The sequence below is a fragment of the Prevotella sp. HMSC077E09 genome (assembly GCF_001814685.1).
GTDB classification, from domain to species: domain Bacteria; phylum Bacteroidota; class Bacteroidia; order Bacteroidales; family Bacteroidaceae; genus Prevotella; species Prevotella oris.
Genome location: NZ_KV817576.1, coordinates 13,777 through 32,824, shown reverse-complemented (window position 1 = coordinate 32,824; position 19,048 = coordinate 13,777). Strand labels below are relative to the sequence as shown.

Here is a 19,048-nt window from a genome sequence, read left to right as displayed (position 1 = left end):
GTGGTCAGTTGTAAGCTAAATAATTAAAAACCTACATGAAACAAAAGAAAATCTTAGTTGCATTTGTATTGAGTCTATGCACCTTTACAGTAGTACAAGCACAGGAAAATGATTTCGACTTAGGCTGTCAACGTTCGGAAATACAATCAATAACCCCTGTCCCTGGTAAGAAAATCGATCACCATGGACTTGTTATTAATCCGACGCCTCGCCATTTGAGACTGACAAGTGGAAACACTGTAGACATCAGTGCCGGTGTTCATTTAATTCAACCAATATCGAAACGTAAGCTAACCTCCGACTATAGGAACGAGCTGACGTTCCTTTCCCTATCTTCAAAGGGCTTCCCTTTGCAGATACAATTAGTGGAAAAGCCTCTTGTTGTGGATGTTGTCAGTAAGAAACAGGCTAATGTTGATGGGGCCTATTCATTGACGGTAAGTCCAAAGGAAATTCGTTTTCAGGCTGCTAATGATGCGGGAGTATTCTATGCTATTCAGACTTTGCGTCAGCTCATAGAGAGTCCTATAGCAGAAGGTGGTAGGAAACTACCTTGTTTGGAAATCAATGATGCGCCTGTCTTCCCTTATCGTGGTGTTGTTGAAGGCTTTTATGGTATGCCGTGGTCACATGCCGTACGTCTGTCTCTGATTGAGTTTTATGGACGACATAAGCTGAACACCTATATTTATGGCCCGAAAGACGATCCTTATCACAGTTCACCAAGCTGGCGTCTGCCGTATCCGGAGAGGGAGCAGAGAAACATTAAGGAATTAGTTGAGGCGTGTCGGAGGAACCGGGTAGACTTTGTTTGGGCGATTCATCCAGGAAAAGATATTAAGTGGAATGAGGAAGATTATCAGAATCTTGTACGTAAATTTAATCTCATGTATGCAGACGGTGTACGCTCATTTGCTATATTCTTCGATGATATTTCAGGAGAAGGAACTAATCCGAATAAGCAAGTTGAGCTGTTGAATCGCTTGACCAAGGAATTTGTAAAAGCCAAAGGCGATGTCTCACCGCTTATTATCTGTCCTACGGATTATTCTAAGTTATGGGCAAAAGCAGATGAAGACGGGCCATTGAGCATTTATGGACGCACCCTCGATCCCTCTGTCCGTGTGTTTTGGACAGGCGATGTGGTTTGCAGTGATGTCACAAAAGAAACTCTCGACTGGGTGGATAGCCGCATCAAACGTCCTGCTTTCTTCTGGTGGAACTATGCTGTAACCGACTATGTTCGTAATCTTATCTTGCAAGGTCCGGTCTATGGTTTAGACACTTCACTCACAAATAAAGATATGTGTGGACTTGTCAGTAACCCTATGGAGCATGGAGAGGCTTCGAAACTTTCACTCTATAGTGTGGCAGACTATACGTGGAATCCTGCTGCCTATAATCCAATTGACAGTTGGGAACGCGGTTTAGAGGTGATGATGCCCCATGCAAAAGAGGCTTATCGCACATTTGCTATCCATTCTGCAGACACAGAAACGGGCTATCGTCGCGATGAATCATGGGATACAGAGACTTTCCGGTTAGCCGATTATACAAAGGAAAAGCGTGATAAACTTTATGAAGAGTTCGAACGCGTGGTACAGGTTCCCGCAAAGATTGAAGCGGGTTGTAATGACACTCTGCTTCTTCAAGAACTCCAACCGTGGCTGAAAGAGTTCGGGAAACTTGGTATGCGTGGCAAGAAAGCCCTTGAACTCATGGATCTCTATCGCTCAGAAGATGCATCATCCTTTTGGAAAGCATATGTAAAAAACCTGATGAGCAATAAGGATAAGCAAGCTTACGAGGCACATAAATCGGGTACAATGAAGCTGCAACCATTCTACGAATGTGCCATGAAAGACTTAGGAGAAGCCTTTTATGAGCGGCAATCGGGTAAGAAAGCTTTCTCTTTGCATGGCACAGGAACCTATAGGAATATAGGAACTACACAGAGTGAACTTATGTTGGATGGCGACAGTGCCACCTTCTATACTTCTGGTGAGAGTCAGAAAGCAGGTGACTGGATTGGAGTTTCACTTCCCGAACCGATGCCTATTCGTGAGGTTCATATCTTACAAGGCAGAAATTCTAAAGATGATACCGACTTCTTTGACCATGCTGCAATAGAGTATTCTGTTGATGGCAAAGTCTGGAAGCCGCTTTTAACGGGTTTACATAATCAGTATGATATTCTTTGGAAGGCTGAAAGGCCAATAGAAGCACGTTATATTCGCCTTGTCCGACTCGATTCAAAACGTACAAACTGGGCAGCTGTTCGTTCATTTACAGTGGTTCCTGAAAATGTGGCTGCAACTCCCTTTATTGAGAACAACGGTGTGTCGAATGACATTCTGAATGCTTTCGATCATCAACCAAGTACCATTTTCAAGAGTATAGGCGATTTCTCATTTAAGGTACCACACGGTACAACAGCTTTTACATTCTTGCTTTCTTTGCCAACAGACGGTTCGGTTCGCCTTTGTCAGTATGACAAGCGTAATCGCTTGAAGGCCGAATATACATCTACTTCTCCATTCTTTACTGTGGATGTTGCAAAAAATGTGACCCGTATAGAGGTTATTGGAAAAGCAAATGTGTTTGAAATCATACCGAAATCCCAACATTGATTGAACGATTATTTTTATTAGTTTTTCTATAGTGAGGAAGTATCAAGCTAAGCAATGTAGAATTCTTGCTGATACTTCCTTTCTTGTTTTCATAACCTTGAAACCTTGTTTCATGGATTTATGTGCACAGACGAATATGCACTTCTATCAATATCTCATAAAAGTGAATATTCCATAATGCATATTCCAGAGACTAAATCCTAATTTAAATATAGATTATTTTATCTAAAATACTTTGATAAATCATTAAAATATAGTATTTTTGCACTGAATTCCAAAGGGTATTTCCCCTCATATCCTGGTATTTACTACCTAATATGAGGTAGTCGTTGATACTCTTTTATTGTCTGATTTGTTCGGGAAGAATATTCATTGTATATTATTCAAACAGTTAAATAATTAAAAATCAATCATTTATGTGGTTAATCAATTCATCTATTGGTAGAAAGGTAGTGATGTCTGTAACAGGCATAGCACTGATTCTATTCATGACATTCCACTGTTGTATGAATGTTGCTGCACTCTTTTCTAAAGATGCCTACAACATGATTTGTGAGCTGTTGGGTGCCAACTGGTATGCAGTTGCGGCGACGGCAGGTCTTGGTGCCTTGGCAGTTTGTCACATTGTCTACGCTTTTATCCTTACAGCACAGAACCGTCGTGCCCGTGGTGCCAATCGTTATGAGGTTACGGCAAAGCCTGACAAGGTAGAGTGGGCCAGCCAGAACATGCTTGTTCTCGGTATCATTGTATTGCTGGGGATTGGCCTCCACCTTTTCAACTTCTGGTATAACATGATGTTTGCAGAGCTCGTTGGTATGAAAACGGTTCTTGAACCCACTGACGGTTTTGGCTTGATTGTAGCGATATTCAAGAACAAACTCTATGTAGTGCTTTACATCATCTGGATTGTTGCACTGTGGTTCCATCTCTCTCACGGTTTCTGGAGCGCCATGCAGACCGTTGGTGTCAATGGCAAGGTGTGGTTTAACCGCTGGAAGATCATCGGTAATGTTTACGTTACACTGTTGATGCTCGCTTTCCTTGTGGTAGTACTTGCATTCGCTTTCGGTTGTGCACCAAGTCTGTGCTGTGCTACATCACACTGTGTTGCGTTATAAGCAATCTAATATGAATTTTTAATTTAGAACAATCATGACAAAGACATTAAATTCCAGAATACCAGAAGGACCTGTAGCTGAAAAGTGGACCAACTATAAGGCTCATCAGCGTTTGGTCAATCCAAAGAATAAATTGAAGCTGGATGTTATTGTTGTCGGTACGGGTCTGGCCGGTGCCAGTGCTGCCGCATCTCTTGGGGAGATGGGCTTCAACGTACTGAACTTCTGTATCCAGGACTCTCCTCGCCGTGCACACTCTATTGCTGCGCAGGGAGGTATCAATGCAGCAAAGAACTATCAGAACGACGGTGACTCCGTTTACCGCCTCTTCTACGATACCGTTAAGGGCGGTGACTACCGTGCTCGTGAGGCCAATGTCTATCGTTTGGCAGAGGTTTCAAATGATATTATCGACCAGTGTGTGGCACAAGGCGTGCCTTTCGCACGTGAATATGGTGGTATGTTGGCCAACCGTTCATTCGGTGGTGCACAAGTAAGCCGTACCTTCTATGCCAAGGGACAGACCGGCCAGCAGCTTCTTCTCGGTGCTTACTCTTCATTGAGTGCACAAATCAATGCGGGCAAGGTGAAGCTCTTCACGCGCTATGAAATGGAAGACGTTGTTATCGTCGACGGCCATGCACGTGGTATCATTGCCAAGAACCTCATTACCGGTGAGCTTGAACGCTTCACAGCCAATGCCGTAGTGATTGCTACCGGAGGTTATGGAAATACTTATTTCCTCTCTACTAACGCTATGGGCTGCAACTGCACAGCTGCCGTTCAGTGCTATCGTAAGGGTGCTTACATGGCAAATCCTTCTTATGTTCAGATCCACCCGACTTGTATTCCGGTGCATGGCGACAAGCAGTCTAAGCTGACATTGATGTCTGAGTCGCTCCGTAACGACGGACGTATCTGGGTTCCAAAGAAACTTGAAGATGCCAAGGCATTGCAGGAAGGAACCAAAAAGGGCTCTGATATTCCTGAAGAAGACCGCGATTACTATTTGGAGCGCCGTTATCCAGCCTTTGGAAACCTTGTTCCTCGTGACGTTGCCTCACGTGCAGCCAAGGAGCGTTGTGACAAGGGCTTCGGTGTCAATAACACAGGCTTAGCCGTATTCCTCGACTTCTCTGAGTCTATTAATCGCCTCGGCATTGATACCATTCTTCAGCGTTATGGCAACCTTTTCGATATGTATGAAGAGATTACCGATGTTAATCCTGGTGAAGTTGCCAATGAGATTAACGGTGTGAAGTACTATAATCCGATGATGATTTTCCCTGCTATCCACTATACAATGGGTGGTATTTGGGTCGACTATGAGTTGATGACCACCGTTCCCGGTCTGTTCTCTATCGGTGAGTGTAACTTCTCTGACCACGGTGCCAACCGTCTTGGTGCGTCAGCTTTGATGCAAGGATTGGCCGATGGCTATTTTGTTTTGCCTTATACCATTCAGAATTATCTCGCAGACCAGGCGCTTTGGCCAAAGGTTCCAACAGACCGTGCTGAGTTTGTAGAGGCAGAAGAGGGCGTGAAGAAAGAGATTGATCGCCTCATGAACATCAAGGGTAAGCGTTCTGTTGACTCTATCCACAAGGAACTTGGCCATATCATGTGGGAGCATGTGGGTATGGGTCGCACCAAGGAAGGCCTCGAAACAGGTTTGAAGTTGCTGAAAGAACTCCGTGAAGAGTTCAATTCAAACCTCTTCATCCCAGGCAAGAAAGAGGGGCTCAACATTGAGCTTGACAAGGCTATCCACTTGCGTGACTTCATCTTGATGGGCGAACTCGTGGCCTACGATGCGCTTCATCGTGAGGAAAGTTGCGGTGGTCACTTCCGTGAGGAGCATCAAACAGAAGAAGGAGAAGCTAAGCGCGACGACGAACACTTCTTCTATGTGGGCTGCTGGGAATATCAGGGAGACGATACCAAGGCTCCTGAATTGATCAAGGAACCACTCGAGTATGAGGCAATTAAGGTACAAACACGTAACTATAAAAATTAGTTGACGGTTGTATAGTGGACAAGTTGACAAGTTGTCGGCTTGTTCCTTCTCCAAGAACATAAATTATAAATGCAGACAAGACAAGCAAGTATATGGTGTTGTAAGACTTGAAGTATGAAGACTCATAAGGATTTAACCGTCTGGCAAAAGGCTATGGAACTGGTCATGGAGGTTTATAAAGCCACCAAAATGTTCCCTCGGGAAGAAATCTTCGGATTGACTTCTCAAAAGCGCAGAGCTGTCGTGTCAATTCCTTCCAACATAGCCGAGGGCTACGGAAGACTCCATCAGCGTGAAACTGAAAACTTCCTTAGTATAGCATTAGGCTCTGCATGTGAGTTGGAAACACAGTTAATCCTTTCGAAGGATTTGGGTTATATTTCTTTAGATGAAGTAGAACAGTTGACTATTGAAGTGCAAAATATCATCAAGATGTTAGCTGCTTTGATAAAATCATTAGGCAAATAACCCGTCAACTCGTCCACTTGTTTACTTGTCAACTAAAAAATAAGAACATGGCAAAGAATATATCATTCACAATAAAGTATTGGAAACAGAATGGTCCACAAGACCAGGGACATTTCGATACACGCGAGATGAAGAATATCCCTGACGACACCTCGTTCCTTGAGATGCTCGATATTCTGAACGAAGAACTCATCGACGACGGTCAGGAACCATTCGTTTTCGACCACGACTGCCGTGAGGGTATCTGCGGTATGTGCTCACTTTATATCAACGGTACACCTCATGGAAAGACCGAGCGCGGTGCAACAACCTGCCAACTCTATATGCGTCGTTTCAATGATGGCGACGTTATCACCGTAGAGCCTTGGCGTTCTGCAGGCTTCCCTGTTATCAAAGACTGCATGGTTGACCGCTCCGCATTCGATAAAATCATTCAGGCTGGCGGCTATACTTCTATCCGCACAGGTCAGGCTCAGGATGCCAATGCAATCCTGATCAGCAAAGAAAATGCAGACGAAGCTATGGACTGCGCCACTTGTATCGGTTGCGGTGCCTGCGTAGCTGCTTGTAAGAACGGTTCTGCAATGCTCTTTGTAAGTTCCAAGGTGAGCCAGTTGGCACTCCTTCCTCAAGGTAAGCCCGAGGCCGCACGACGTGCCAAGGCGATGGTTGCCAGAATGGATGAGCTTGGTTTCGGTAACTGCACGAACACCCGTGCATGCGAAGCTGTATGCCCTAAGAACGAGAAAATTGCCAATATAGCCCGTCTTAACCGAGAGTTTATCAAGGCAAAATTCGGTGATTAAACTTACTCCTTCCTCGGTTTCGGGGGCAGGAATAAAGAATAAAAGGAGGGAAATCCAATTGGATTTCCCTCCTTTTTTCCCTTTCAACTTCGAGGTTTGAAGATTGAACTTCAAGCTTCGTAATGTGTCACATTTATTGAGATGAAAAGCGATTTTGTAAAGTTTGTTGTGCGGTTTTTAACACTTCCGGAGTCGACCAAATAGAAATGAAAACGCGTTTCCCATGCTTTTGCGAAGCCCTTTTATGGCTTCGATGCCCTCGTTTCTTTCCTCTTGTTTTACAATCTGAGCCACTTTACGGTGCCATTTGCACCAAACGACCGCACAAAGTGAATGGAATTACCACGCCTCTTGACGCATCTTACACAGTCATTTGACGCAAATGACAACATGCTTTAACGTCAAAATGCACATTCATTCCAAGTAAATGAGATAACCGTTTGATAGTCAATGTATTGCAAAACACCCTCAAAACTCGCGTATTTCGGGCTGAGGGAAAACTGTTTTTGAATTCGCGAGCTGTGCGAGGGCATTTGTAAAGAATGTTGACGGGCATCGACACATTCCTAAATCTCAATGTTCAGAAGCAGAAACTCCAGGCTTCTGCTCTCTTTGACAGCCACCAGGAGACACCTATTGTGACAACACCGATAGCCAAACCTATATACAGAATGTTCTGTAACAGGAATGTCATCAGCGTTGTTTTTGCACCGAAAATAAGCCCCTCTGCAGGCGTTGGAAGCGTGAAGATGACTAATGTAGCGATGCAACCCAATAACAAGCCCACAGCGAATGTAAAGGAGGCAATGTGCTTGTTCTTCTGTTTCTGTGCCTGCTGATAGGCTTTCACCTCGTCGATGAGCGTCATCTGCCGTTGCAGTTTCTGCATGAAAGCGTTGTCATCTGACAGTTGTGGACGATAATCTGCTAACATATTTTTGAAAAACTTATCCTCATTCATCTTTCAATCTCTTTTTAAGTTCTTCGCGACCCCGCGAGAGTTGCTTCTTGACGGCACTCTCTGTGGCATCGGTTATTTCGGCTATTTCTTTCACCTGATAGCCTTGCATGTAATGTAACAGCATTGTTATCCGCGCTTTTTCTGATAGGGCTTCTAACGCAATGTATAGGGCTTGATAGCGAAAGGTGTTGTCGGTTTGTTGCGCGTCTTGAATGATTTTAGCACTTGCTATCGGTTCTTCTGCATGGCTTTTTAGCTTTCGCCGGTTGTCAATGAATACGCGGTAGGCTATCTTCATCAACCACGAAGCAAACCGTCCGCGTTCATCATATTGCGACAACTGCATGTAGGCTTTCAGCAATGTGTCTTGAGCCATGTCGTCAGCTGTTGTGCTGTTGCCACAGCACAAAGCCGTCAGGAACCGACGCAATGCCGCTTGTTCCTGACTGATTTGCCTGACGAATTGGTCTCTTGTCATCATCTTATGACTGCGCTTTGTTCTTTCCCAATGTTTTCTTTCCATTGAAATGGGCTACGAGCAGGCCTGCTCCAATACCTATGGGAATGATACCGAAGATAATTCCAAGCGTCATAAACTCTGTGTTGAAGCCTTCGAAGCTGCATAATCCAATGAAACAAAGCATGCAAAGCAGCCCCACGATGAGGAGTATTGCGCCCCAAAGCAGTTCGAGATGCAGCATTGTTTTCATTTTCTCTTCAAAGGATTTGCGTGGTGGATTAAACTTGTTGAGGAAGTCTTGCACGTTGATATCCGCGTTCTTCTCTATGGCTGCCATGAGTATATCGCTTTTCTTACGCGTTTCATATTGCTTGTTTTTATAACGAAGAGAGGCCATAGTGATAGGCAGCAAGACGCAAATCGCGATGATAAATACCATCTGATAAGCTGCAGTTACATTGTTCATAGTTTTATGTTTTAATTGTTATACATTCTGTTTTCATTGAACCGGTTCATGGATATAACGCTTTTCATGATGAAAAAGTGACTGAACAGTTCCACTTTTTCCCGCTTTTTTTCATGCTATCTATAAAAAACAAGAAAGGGAAACCATTCAGAATGGCTCCCCTTCTTCCTCTATATCAACTTTCGTAACTATGTTTTCGTGGAAAAAATCAAAACAATGTAATGCTTATAATCTATTTTCCGATGCAAAAAGAAAAATCGTTCTTCCTGATAACGCTCTGTAATCCCTCCTCCATTTCCTCGCTTTTAGCGCTCCCCTCTCCTTGGAGAGGGGGTGGGGGTGAGGCTTTACTTCAACCTTTCTTCCACCTTCTCCCAGTCCACAATGTCCCAACTTGCAGCGACATGGTCAGCACGTCGATTCTGGAAGTCAAGGTAGTAGGCATGTTCCCACACGTCAAGTCCGTAGAGAGGTGTAAGGCCGTGACGCAGCGGATTGCTGCCGTTTGCCTCCTTGGTAATGACGAGTTTGCCGTCAGCCTGTTGCGAAAGCCAGGCCCAACCCGAACCAAACAGCGTCGTTGCTGCCTGAGTAAACTGTGCTTTGAAATTGTCGAAGTTGCCAAATGCGTCGTTGATAGCATTCAGAATTCGGCCTTCAGGCAGGTTGTTATGGCGTGGAGCACGGAACTGTTCAAAGTAGAGTGCGTGGTTTAACACCTGCCCTGCATTGTTGAAAATCGGGCCTTCGGGTGCTCCTTTCACGATTTCTTCCACGCTTTTACCGTCCCATTCGGTGTCTTTCACAAGCGAAGCGAGCGTGTTTACGTAGTTCTGCAGATGCTTACCATAGTGGAAGTTGATAGTCTGTTCGCTGATAACAGGCTCCAAGGCCGTTGTTGCATAAGCCAATTTTGGCATTTCTATTTTCATCATGTCTTTGTCTTTTTAATTTATAAATACGATCGATTTCCTCCCTTTATCCATTCTTTGTGGATTTCTTTTCTGTTGCAAAGTTATGGAAAAACATTCGTTTCTCCAATCGAAAAAACATATCAGGCGATAGATGAAGACATGGTTTCATGGAGTGGATGACTGGAATAACTATCTTTTAGACGGCAACAGACCTTGGCTGCAAAGTGTGCAACCAAGGTCTGTGCTCATGTTTTCAACAGCTTTTACAAGCTTTATAGGTTGAAATCCGGATGAATTACTTCTTGAAGATCTCGTCGATAAACTTGTAGAATGAGGGATCTTCACCCACAACAGTCTTCACAATCTTACCGTCAGGGCCTATAAGTATCTTCGTTGGGAAGCCTTGAACGCCATATTCTGCAAGCACTTTACTGTCCTTAGGATTATAGACGTGCAGCCAAGGCAGTTCATGTTTTCTCACAGCTTCTTTCCATTTGGCTTCAGTATCATTGCAGTCAATGCCTAAGATCTCGAACTTTCCGGCGTATTTCTTATAGTATTCTTTCATTTGCGGCATGCCGCGGATACACCAGATGCACCATGAACCCCAGAAATCCAGCAATACATATCTTCCTTTCAGACTTGAAAGAGAGAGTGGTTTGCCGTTGATGTCGTTCAAGGTGAAGTCGGGAGCCACGACACCGGCAGCCTGGGCAGCCTTTGATTTCGCTTCTGCTTCAGCCTCTTCTTTATAGGCTTTGATGATGTTTTGATAGTAAGTCTTCATTCGTCCGCTCTTGACGGTGTTCGATAGTAATGAGACTCCTTCTTCAATCTCGTCTTTTCCAAGAGCCACAACCGCAGCAGCACTGGCTTCCCAATCGGCATGCTGCTTGATGAAACCAACGATTGCATCGTTCACTTTCTTTTCAAGTGCGGGGGCTTTTGCCTCATATTCATCCATCACCTTTGAGCGGTCTTCGCCTGCCTTGATGCGTTGTGAAAGCCTTTCTCCAAGATCATTGAGTGCTTTCTGGGCCGTTTCGAGCTGTCGGTCGAACTGACCGTACTGCTGATAGAACTTCGTTCCGCCAATGTCATAGCGTGTGGTGACGTCTCCTTTCAGTTCCAAGGTCTCTCCGGGAACAGCCACAATGCGCAGCTGTTTATTCTCCTTACGGTGCAAAGTCTCCATGGAAAGAAGATAGATATCCTTCGGTTCGTCTACATGGAGCGTAGCCGTGAACTTGTTGTTCTTCACAAGTATGGTGTCGCGATGATAGGTTTTGCCCTGTGGAATCATAGCCACCACCGTGTCACCAAAGTTTTTCAGCTCGGCTTTCACCGTGAAATTGCCATCTGCAGCAATAGCTGTCTGTGTGGCAAGCAACAGTGAAAGACCTACAATTGTCTTGTTCATATTCCCTGATTTTAATGATTATATTGCGTTGATGTATGCCAAATTCGCGTGATGCAAAGGCATAACATTGGCAAAAATATAAAATAAAGGCCCTAAATGAAGCATTCAGGGCCTTTATTTTAAGTATTTTTATTTCTTCTTCGGGCGTCTTCTTGCCCAACCTTCTTCGCTGAAGTCGGGTTCATCTCCTTTGAGTTTGATGTTTTTCCCGGCAATAAGACTGCGCCAATCCGTTTCGTTTTCTTCTTCATGTTGACGCTGACGGCGTTGTGGACGCTCATTGTTGTTGCGACTCTGACGGCCTCCACGACTGCTTTTCTCACTGCGGCCACCGCGCTTGCCGGCTCTTCCGTGTCCGTCTTCATCGGCATCATTGCAGCGCACTTCGCGCCCCTTGTAGCTTGTTCCATTGAGGGCTTTCATCACTTTCTGTGCGTCGTTCTCGGGCACTTCGATATAAGAGAATTTCTGTAGCAGGTCAATATGTCCCACTTCCTGGCGTCCATGCACATGCTTGTTGAGGTATTGCATGATTTCACCGGGATAGAAACCGTCACTCTTTCCAAGATTGATGAAGAGTCGGCGATAGCCACTTTCGGCCACGTGCTGACGTCGTCCGCTGCTCACCTTGCCGCGCATCGAGCGGTCACCACGCTCGCTTCGGCTGCCTTTTCCAGCCATTGGCTTCTCTATTTCGGGTGCATGCTTGTAGTAATCAAGGAAGCGTCCGAACGTAACGGTTACCATTTTCTTGATAATGTCCTCTTTATCTACGTATTCAAACTGGCGCATGATATCATCCATATAAGGTGCAATCTGGTCTTCATCAACGTCAGTTTTCATGATGTCGTCCATCACCTTATAGAGCTGTTTCTTGCAGATTTCCTCGGGTTTCGGCAGTTCTCCGTCGATAAAGTCCTTGCCAATCTGCTTTTCTATCTGTCTGACTTTCCACTTTTCCTTGACATGTATGATGCTGATTGAAGTTCCTTTCTTGCCCGCACGCCCTGTTCGGCCGCTTCGGTGCGTATAACTTTCGATGTCATCGGGCAGTCCGTAGTTGATGACATGAGTCAGATCGTTCACGTCAAGCCCACGGGCAGCGACGTCAGTAGCTACAAGCAACTGCACCGTATGTTGGCGAAACTTCTGCATGGTGAGGTCACGTTGCTGCTGACTCAAGTCGCCATGCAATGCTTCGGCGTTATAACCGTCTTTAATAAGCTTGTCGGCAATCTCCTGAGTCTCTATCTTTGTGCGACAGAAGATAATGGCAAAAATACGCGGATGAAAGTCAACGATGCGCTTCAGTGCCAGATATTTGTCCTTGGAATGTACGAGATAGTAGATGTGGTTCACGTGTTCTGCGCCCTCGTTACGGCTTCCTACGACGATTTCCTTATAGTCGTGAAGATAGCTTTTGGCCACTTTCTCCACCTCACGGCTCATCGTTGCCGAGAAAAGTAGGGTGTTGCGGTCGTCCGGAAGCTGCTCAAATATGGCGTTGATACTGTCAGAAAAGCCCATGTTCAGCATTTCGTCAGCCTCATCGAGCACCACATTGTTCACTTGGTTGAGTTCCATTACACCGCGATTGATAAGGTCTACCAATCTGCCCGGCGTTGCAACAACAATCTGCACACCGTGTTTTATGGTGCGAATCTGTGGTCGAATGTCGGCACCTCCATATACAGGAACGATATTCATGCCGTTAATATACTTGCTGAAGTCTTTCAAATCATCAGCAATCTGCACGCAGAGTTCGCGCGTCGGGCTAAGAACAATGGCCTGGGTCGCACGGTTCTGTGCATCAACTTTCTGCAAGAGGGGCAGTCCGAAGGCTGCAGTCTTGCCTGTTCCTGTCTGTGCAAGCGCAATGACATCATTCTTGTTGCCTAACAAATAGGGGATAACTTCTTCCTGAACGGGCATCGGATGTTCGAAGCCCAATTCCTCAATGGCGCGGCGAATGTCTTCACTGACGCCCAATTCTTCAAATGTTTTCAATCTTTTTCCTTATTAAATGCGAAGGTACTAACGCCCTTCCAGCCATTTAATTTGGGCGCAATTCCTTCCGGATAAATGGAAGTTGATTACCTATATCTTAACTCCAACTTCCTCAAAGTCGGGTGCAAAGATAGTGATTATCAATGAATAAGAAGAAAGAAAAGACGTAAAAAAGTATAAAAGAAGGGGCAGGAAGGGCCACGCAGTGTTTCATAAAAGTTGAACCATTTACAGAAAAAGGCAAAGTGATAAAAGTGCACACGAAGCTATCCTTTCACAGAAAGATTATGTCATTGCTTTCCTTGAATCCGCATTCCTGAAGGTAATAGACCTGTTAGACACTGTATGTCGTAAGGCTCTGAAAGCCGTCATCGACTTTTCCAAAAAGCCGATTGCCAGACGGTTTACATTTGAGCAGGCCTGCGCCGTCAATGAGTTTCTTGATACTGACGCAGACAGGCAACATGCTGCCTGCACCTTGTCTGTTTTGTCCTGTCCCTTTCTCACAAAAAAAGAACATGCCAAAGGGGAACTGGAGATGCAGAATGTAGTCAACAACTTTTCAGAGTATGAAAGGGTTGAAAAGGAAAAGCAAAGAAGGAACATCCGACTATCACATGGAATGAAAACATGAAAAGAAAAAGTATCTTCGTTTAGTCGTGAAAAAAATGCTATTAGGTCATCTGCCACTTCTAATACTTTAATGCTTCAATATACTTCTGGGAGATGTATTATATCTGAATTTGACTCCCAGCACCGCACAAGCTACGACTACATTGGTGTTAGCATCATATAACTCATTGACGACAGCCAATAATACCTCTTCGAGATTGTTAATATGGAAGAGGTATCTCGTCGTCAAGAATAATCTCTGGCTCAACCATCGCTGGAAATGAAGGCGAGCATTCGCCCAGCCCTTTTTTAGCTATTCTGTCCACATGCGTGTTCTTTCTATGATTATAAATAACTGTTTGAATTTGACCACAGGTCGTCCAAGGTAGGTTGTAGTATTATAGTCGTTAGCTTTTGCCCATTCAGCCACTGCGTTTCGAGATTCCTCTGGATAATAAAGTGTCAGAATCTTCTTGTTGATTTGGTCTGGCCAGTTCACAACAGGCATCTTCATATCATCCAGTACAGGTATTTGGGAGATTCCGAGGGCTATTGCCACTATGCTGGTACAGAAGTCGCCCTTTTCAGGTGTTGGCTCTACATTCAGCTCTCTTCTTACACTTTCTACAAAATTTTTAATGCCCAAAATATCATCGGTGAGATCTAACTCTGCAATAACATTTATTTCTACATCTGCAAGCCTATGGAACATATCGGTATCCTTACACCCTATTTGTTTGAGTCCAATGTGTGTTTGAAATCTCATAGACTCAACGGCTCCCTTCTTAGAAAGCTCATTCTTGCGATTCTGTTTTCTTTTCTTTGTCATAACTTATCTATTTTAGAATTTGGATATAAAATTATCATCAGAGTATGCAAAAGTGCTGCATAGAATAAAAAAACAATACGTTTTATAAAATTTTCAAGAGGTATGCAGTGATATTGCAGATACGATGATTATCTTTGCATTGTAGTCTACGGACAAAGTTCCACTACTCATCATACTATATAATACGAATAAGGAATGAAATAAAGATGATCAGCAAGACATTCAACCGATACATCTGGCTTCTTAACACGTTGCTGCAACAGCGACGGCTTACCTTTGAAGAGATAAGCTATCGATGGAAGGACAGTTATCTTGGCGATGGGAAGCCCCTTGCTCTGCGTACATTTCATGTACACAGGGAGGCAATAGCGGAATTATTTGGGGTTGAGGTGAAATGCGATTCCGCTACATACGAATATTACATCTCATCACCGAATGAGTTACGAAGTGACAGAACCCGCCAGTGGTTGCTCAACTCCTTCACCATATCCAATATGATTGAGGCTGGTCGCAATATGAAAGACAGGATTCTGTTTGAGGACATCCCTCATGGGACAGAATACCTCCAGACGGTCATTGATGCTATGCAGCGAGGAAAAGAATTGCAGATAGTCTATCAGCCTTTCGACGGGCAGCGTGCAACCTACCATCTTCAACCTTATGCTATGAAGGTCTATAACCAAAGGTGGTACATTGTAGGCTATCTGAACGAGTACGAAGGCCTCCGTAACGTTGCTCTTGACCGAACGGTCGAAATGGAACTGACGGATAAATCCTTTGTGGTGCCAAAGGATTTTGACGCAGAGGAATACTATGCCAATACGGTTGGCATCTTTGTGAATGAAGACCTGAAGCCTCAGAAAGTTGTTCTGCGAGTATACGGAGTGCATGTTGAATATATACGCTCGCTTCCACTTCATTCCTCTCAAGAGGAAATCAAGACCAGTGATAGGGAGTATAGTGACTTCCAGTATTGGCTTTGTCTAACGTCAGAACTAGCCACAAAGATATTGTCAATGGGCGAAAAGGTAGAGGTGCTCAAACCAGATATCCTTAAAAAAGAAGTTCTCAAACGACTTTTAAAAACCATAAACCGTTATTTAAACTATCAAATATGAAAAACAGAGATTCATTCAGAGGAACAGCGATAACTAAAGCATTCTGTGAAGCTTTCAAAAGCACTAAGTTTTATACCGAAATCTATCAGAAGCATAAAAATGAAATCATCATCGGAATAAGAGATGGGTATATAAATCTCTACTACAATTGCGATAGTATTGCAAAGATTAGAGTTGGGCAGCCCTCTAAAGCCCTACTTGCATCTTATTATACTGATAAAAAAACACGTAGTTTATCTGACGAAGAATATGTTTCACTTTATAATAATATTAAGGAGAAAAGTGATCGTAGAGATAAAAAGGAGAAACAGGCGCAGGAACGACTCTTTATCGACAATAATAGCAACCCTTCATCTGGATGGTTTTGTATTGACGTAGAATTTACAAAATCTTTAAGAGGAAAGAATACTGCAGAAGATTGGAGATTTGATATTATCGCTATCTCCAAGACTGCACCATATAGAGTTGCGCTTATTGAACTAAAATATGGGGAAAAAGCTATTGGAGGAAAGTCTGGAATACGCACCCATGTCAGGGATTTCTATGCTTTTCATAAAGAAAATAGGTACATAGACTTAAAAGATGAAATAGTAAGCATAGTTAAGTCACTACAAGAAATCGGTGTAGATGTACCATATAATCTTACGGAAATAAGCACCAACGAATTTACTAACCATCCCGAATTCTATTTCATTACGATTAACAACAAAGCGGAAGCAGGGACTTCTACTCCAGAACAAACAATGAGTGGTTACCTGTTTAAAGATAAGAGATGGAATTGTAAGAAAATCTCAAAGTCTGTTATTGAAGGGGGAGATTATTTTACACTAACGGAGAACGACAAAGACTTCAAGCCAATATTCCTATTCTCTTCTGCGACATTACCAAACATTAATATTCAAGACATCTTGGATTTTGATAATTACAATATAATACACTCATATCCATACGACAAATAGAGTAAAAATATGGCAAATATCATGATACACAGAGGTCTCAACCAAATAGGTGGTTGCATCACTGAAATATGGACAAATACATCCAGGGTCTTCATCGATTTTGGGCAGAATCTTCCAGGTTGTGGTGAATCAACAACTTCAGAGCAAGACTTTAGTATGGTCATTGATATTATTGATAAAAATATGAAAGAACACGAAGCTGTGTTCTACACCCATGCCCACGAAGATCATGTCGGCTTGTTCTGGTATATCCCTATTGATCAGTATATTGGAGAAGGAAGCAAAGAATTGCTACTGATTAAGTACAGGATACTCGAAGAAGCCATTATAAAAGAGAAAGAACAATACAGCCAGCAGCCGATACTTGATTCTCACAAGAAAATCATGTTTGAAATGAAACATGTATCTGCAGTTGCTCATATAGATGCAGTAAAAGAATTTAAAACATGGGTGCGAGCAGAAGCAAAGGAGGCTCCTGTCTCCATCACCATAGGTGACATAAAGGTTACTCCGTTCTACAATTGCCATAGTATTTATGATTCCTACATGTTTCTTATAGAGGCTGATGGCAAACGCATCTGGCACACAGGAGACTATCGTGAGCACGGCTATCTGGGCAAAGGACTTTTCCCGACACTGAAGAAATATGCCACAAATATCGACATACTAATCACTGAAGGTACGATGCTGAAGCGTGAGGGCAGATGTATCCATGAACGTGAGGTGTCAAGGAAGATGGCAAGCGTGATGCAGGCATTCAAATACGTCTTTGTCTTGGCATCAGCTACAGATATAGAACGACTGGCAGCAATAAAAGGAGCAGCAATAAGCGCACAGAAGCCTTTGTGCATCTGGTCCTTGTTCATGAAAAGAACGATGGAACTCTTTACGGAAAGGGAATCAAAACGCTCGCGAGGTTTGTTTTCCTTTGACCCTCTGTTCTATAGTGAAAGACTTTACGGCAAGTTGAAGCGCAGAGGCTTTACCATGATTGTTGGAACATCACAAATAGATAGAGTCAAAGGCCTTATCGATAAACTTCCGCAGGAGGAGACCTTGTTGATATTCTCATCTTGGGATGGATATTACAAGATTCCTGAACAAGTGAAAGCCAACCCGAAATACAAGGAGTTTCGTGAACTGTTCCACAATGTTGTGGACATTCACACCTCTGGTCATGCGGACAAAACAACAATAAAGAAAGTTATAGAAACTATCAAACCAAAGAAGGTTATCTGCATTCATAAAGAGGCAGGTGCTAAACTAACGTGAGTTCGACGAATTCAGAATAATGCGAGTTGTGTGTCAATGGTCCTTTGTACATTGATGCACGGCTTCTTTGGAAACAGGCAATAGGCAGCAATTGCCCCTAATAAGTTGACGATGAAATTGTCAAAGCATCTATGTCTGGAGTGTTCCACCTGCGCAATGTTCTTAAGTTCATCATTCACCGCCTCTATAATGGCTCTTTTTCTGAGTAAAAGTCTGTCTGAAACACTCATTAACGCTCCTTTCATATTACTTTTCAATTTGGTAATAAGCTGTATTCCGTCAACGAAAAGCCTTTGAAAGAGGTTCTTGCCGATGTAGCCCTTGTCACCAAATATCTTACCATATATAAAATCTATGAATGCTTTGTACTCCAAAGGCTTACGGTCATCAATATCTCCTGGGGTTATCATAAAGTTGAGAAGTTCTCCTTTCTCATTGCAAATCAAATGCAACTTGAAGCCAAAGAACCAACCCATAGAGCATTTTCCTCTTTGAGCTATGCCTTTGAAAACCTTATGAATATGTATTCTTTGGTTTTTGCAGACTCGCAGTGGTGTGCTGTCAACGAAGCTTATGTCCGTGCATTTGTCCAACAAGACCTTCTTGATAAACAAGGTTAAAGCTATAACTACATCCCTTTCCAATTCTACTATACGGTTATAAGAAACAACTTTTGGAAAAAGATGGCGAAGCTGCTTGCATACTTTTTCAAGATAGAAATGTTTAAAGCAACGATAACCAGAATCGTGGAAAAGAATCATTATCAGCATAACTTCTGCCTTTGACATTGTAGAATTTCGATGATATTTTCTTTTCCCAGTAGGTTTTAGCGTATATTTTGCTGTCATTGCATCAAAAAACTTGCAGAAGTCATCTGCCATACAAAATATTTCTGTAACTTTGTCCTCGGTGATCATAGCGATTTTTGTTTGTAATTATTTGTATGTTAACACCTTAAAGTTACAACAAATTTCGCTAATCACCAAAT

At 43.3% G+C, this 19,048-nt stretch carries 17 protein-coding genes; 8 read left to right on the top strand and 9 right to left on the bottom strand.

Annotation, left to right across the window (positions count from 1 at the left end; translation table 11 throughout):
- The first annotated feature begins 35 nt into the window (after positions 1-35).
- The 5 genes from HMPREF2983_RS09315 to HMPREF2983_RS09295 all read left to right on the top strand — a co-directional run bounded on the left by HMPREF2983_RS09315 (position 36) and on the right by HMPREF2983_RS09295 (position 7,042).
- Positions 36-2,630, top strand: a complete 2,595-nt coding sequence (locus HMPREF2983_RS09315) for a glycoside hydrolase family 84 protein (protein ID WP_070667854.1) — start codon at positions 36-38, stop codon at positions 2,628-2,630.
- Between the two features lie 416 nt (positions 2,631-3,046).
- Entirely contained in the window at positions 3,047-3,751 is a 705-nt protein-coding gene (locus HMPREF2983_RS09310) for a succinate dehydrogenase/fumarate reductase cytochrome b subunit (protein WP_070667853.1), read from the top strand.
- A gap of 34 nt (positions 3,752-3,785) precedes the next feature.
- On the top strand, positions 3,786-5,768 hold the full coding sequence (locus tag HMPREF2983_RS09305; protein ID WP_004373250.1) for a fumarate reductase/succinate dehydrogenase flavoprotein subunit: 1,983 nt from the start codon (positions 3,786-3,788) through the stop codon (positions 5,766-5,768).
- A gap of 114 nt (positions 5,769-5,882) precedes the next feature.
- Positions 5,883-6,236: a four helix bundle protein gene (locus HMPREF2983_RS09300; RefSeq protein ID WP_070667852.1), complete on the top strand. Its 354-nt coding sequence runs from the start codon at positions 5,883-5,885 to the stop codon at positions 6,234-6,236.
- Between the two features lie 47 nt (positions 6,237-6,283).
- On the top strand, positions 6,284-7,042 hold the full coding sequence (locus tag HMPREF2983_RS09295) for a succinate dehydrogenase/fumarate reductase iron-sulfur subunit (RefSeq protein WP_004373246.1): 759 nt from the start codon (positions 6,284-6,286) through the stop codon (positions 7,040-7,042).
- A 580-nt stretch (positions 7,043-7,622) separates the two neighbouring features.
- On the opposite strand, the gene HMPREF2983_RS09290 is transcribed toward HMPREF2983_RS09295, so the two are convergent.
- From HMPREF2983_RS09290 to HMPREF2983_RS09255, 8 genes are all read right to left on the bottom strand, one after another.
- Positions 7,623-8,003 (bottom strand): PTS cellobiose transporter subunit IIC, encoded by a 381-nt coding sequence (locus HMPREF2983_RS09290; RefSeq protein ID WP_070667851.1) that lies wholly within the window; start codon positions 8,001-8,003, stop codon positions 7,623-7,625.
- The gene (locus HMPREF2983_RS09285) at positions 7,996-8,484 is read right to left on the bottom strand and encodes an RNA polymerase sigma factor (RefSeq protein WP_070667850.1); all 489 of its coding nucleotides are present in this window, start codon (positions 8,482-8,484) and stop codon (positions 7,996-7,998) included. Before HMPREF2983_RS09285 ends, HMPREF2983_RS09290 begins: the two co-directional genes overlap by 8 nt.
- A 1-nt stretch (position 8,485) precedes the next feature.
- Positions 8,486-8,929, bottom strand: coding sequence for a hypothetical protein (locus tag HMPREF2983_RS09280; protein ID WP_004377894.1), 444 nt, complete (start codon positions 8,927-8,929; stop codon positions 8,486-8,488).
- A 347-nt stretch (positions 8,930-9,276) separates the two neighbouring features.
- Positions 9,277-9,864, bottom strand: a complete 588-nt coding sequence (locus HMPREF2983_RS09275; RefSeq protein ID WP_070667849.1) for a superoxide dismutase — start codon at positions 9,862-9,864, stop codon at positions 9,277-9,279.
- Between the two features lie 274 nt (positions 9,865-10,138).
- Positions 10,139-11,263 carry a TlpA disulfide reductase family protein gene (locus HMPREF2983_RS09270; RefSeq protein WP_004377892.1) on the bottom strand — a complete coding sequence of 375 codons (1,125 nt, stop codon included), beginning with the start codon at positions 11,261-11,263 and terminating at the stop codon, positions 10,139-10,141.
- A gap of 129 nt (positions 11,264-11,392) precedes the next feature.
- A complete protein-coding gene (locus HMPREF2983_RS09265) occupies positions 11,393-13,270 on the bottom strand; it encodes a DEAD/DEAH box helicase (RefSeq protein ID WP_004373230.1) in 1,878 nt (625 codons plus the stop codon).
- A 334-nt stretch (positions 13,271-13,604) separates the two neighbouring features.
- Entirely contained in the window at positions 13,605-13,790 is a 186-nt protein-coding gene (locus tag HMPREF2983_RS14030) for a hypothetical protein (RefSeq protein ID WP_070667848.1), read from the bottom strand.
- 405 nt (positions 13,791-14,195) lie between these two features.
- Complete coding sequence (locus HMPREF2983_RS09255) at positions 14,196-14,711, bottom strand: hypothetical protein (protein ID WP_070667847.1); 516 nt, start codon at positions 14,709-14,711, stop codon at positions 14,196-14,198.
- Between the two features lie 206 nt (positions 14,712-14,917).
- Here HMPREF2983_RS09255 and HMPREF2983_RS09250 point away from each other — a divergent pair, with 206 nt between their 5' ends.
- From HMPREF2983_RS09250 to HMPREF2983_RS09240, 3 genes are read left to right on the top strand one after another with little or no spacing between them, the layout of a single operon-like run.
- The gene (locus tag HMPREF2983_RS09250; protein WP_070667846.1) at positions 14,918-15,829 is read left to right on the top strand and encodes a helix-turn-helix transcriptional regulator; all 912 of its coding nucleotides are present in this window, start codon (positions 14,918-14,920) and stop codon (positions 15,827-15,829) included.
- A complete protein-coding gene (locus tag HMPREF2983_RS09245; RefSeq protein WP_070667845.1) occupies positions 15,826-16,788 on the top strand; it encodes a hypothetical protein in 963 nt (320 codons plus the stop codon). Before HMPREF2983_RS09250 ends, HMPREF2983_RS09245 begins: the two co-directional genes overlap by 4 nt.
- 9 nt (positions 16,789-16,797) lie before the next feature.
- A complete protein-coding gene (locus HMPREF2983_RS09240; RefSeq protein ID WP_070667844.1) occupies positions 16,798-18,060 on the top strand; it encodes an MBL fold metallo-hydrolase RNA specificity domain-containing protein in 1,263 nt (420 codons plus the stop codon).
- Between the two features lie 11 nt (positions 18,061-18,071).
- On the opposite strand, the gene HMPREF2983_RS09235 is transcribed toward HMPREF2983_RS09240, so the two are convergent.
- A complete protein-coding gene (locus tag HMPREF2983_RS09235; RefSeq protein WP_083316785.1) occupies positions 18,072-18,977 on the bottom strand; it encodes an IS982 family transposase in 906 nt (301 codons plus the stop codon).
- Positions 18,978-19,048 lie beyond the last annotated feature (71 nt).

Coding starts and splice junctions, on each gene's coding strand:
- HMPREF2983_RS09315 (WP_070667854.1), top strand. CDS start 36: ATGAAACAAAAGAAAATCTTAGTTGCATTTGTATTGAGTCTATGCACC.
- HMPREF2983_RS09275 (WP_070667849.1), bottom strand. CDS start 9,864: ATGATGAAAATAGAAATGCCAAAATTGGCTTATGCAACAACGGCCTTG.
- HMPREF2983_RS09235 (WP_083316785.1), bottom strand. CDS start 18,977: ATGATCACCGAGGACAAAGTTACAGAAATATTTTGTATGGCAGATGAC.
- HMPREF2983_RS09290 (WP_070667851.1), bottom strand. CDS start 8,003: ATGAATGAGGATAAGTTTTTCAAAAATATGTTAGCAGATTATCGTCCA.
- HMPREF2983_RS09295 (WP_004373246.1), top strand. CDS start 6,284: ATGGCAAAGAATATATCATTCACAATAAAGTATTGGAAACAGAATGGT.
- HMPREF2983_RS09245 (WP_070667845.1), top strand. CDS start 15,826: ATGAAAAACAGAGATTCATTCAGAGGAACAGCGATAACTAAAGCATTC.
- HMPREF2983_RS09300 (WP_070667852.1), top strand. CDS start 5,883: ATGAAGACTCATAAGGATTTAACCGTCTGGCAAAAGGCTATGGAACTG.
- HMPREF2983_RS09280 (WP_004377894.1), bottom strand. CDS start 8,929: ATGAACAATGTAACTGCAGCTTATCAGATGGTATTTATCATCGCGATT.
- HMPREF2983_RS09240 (WP_070667844.1), top strand. CDS start 16,798: ATGGCAAATATCATGATACACAGAGGTCTCAACCAAATAGGTGGTTGC.
- HMPREF2983_RS09250 (WP_070667846.1), top strand. CDS start 14,918: ATGATCAGCAAGACATTCAACCGATACATCTGGCTTCTTAACACGTTG.
- HMPREF2983_RS09305 (WP_004373250.1), top strand. CDS start 3,786: ATGACAAAGACATTAAATTCCAGAATACCAGAAGGACCTGTAGCTGAA.
- HMPREF2983_RS09285 (WP_070667850.1), bottom strand. CDS start 8,484: ATGATGACAAGAGACCAATTCGTCAGGCAAATCAGTCAGGAACAAGCG.
- HMPREF2983_RS09310 (WP_070667853.1), top strand. CDS start 3,047: ATGTGGTTAATCAATTCATCTATTGGTAGAAAGGTAGTGATGTCTGTA.
- HMPREF2983_RS14030 (WP_070667848.1), bottom strand. CDS start 13,790: ATGTTCTTTTTTTGTGAGAAAGGGACAGGACAAAACAGACAAGGTGCA.
- HMPREF2983_RS09270 (WP_004377892.1), bottom strand. CDS start 11,263: ATGAACAAGACAATTGTAGGTCTTTCACTGTTGCTTGCCACACAGACA.
- HMPREF2983_RS09255 (WP_070667847.1), bottom strand. CDS start 14,711: ATGACAAAGAAAAGAAAACAGAATCGCAAGAATGAGCTTTCTAAGAAG.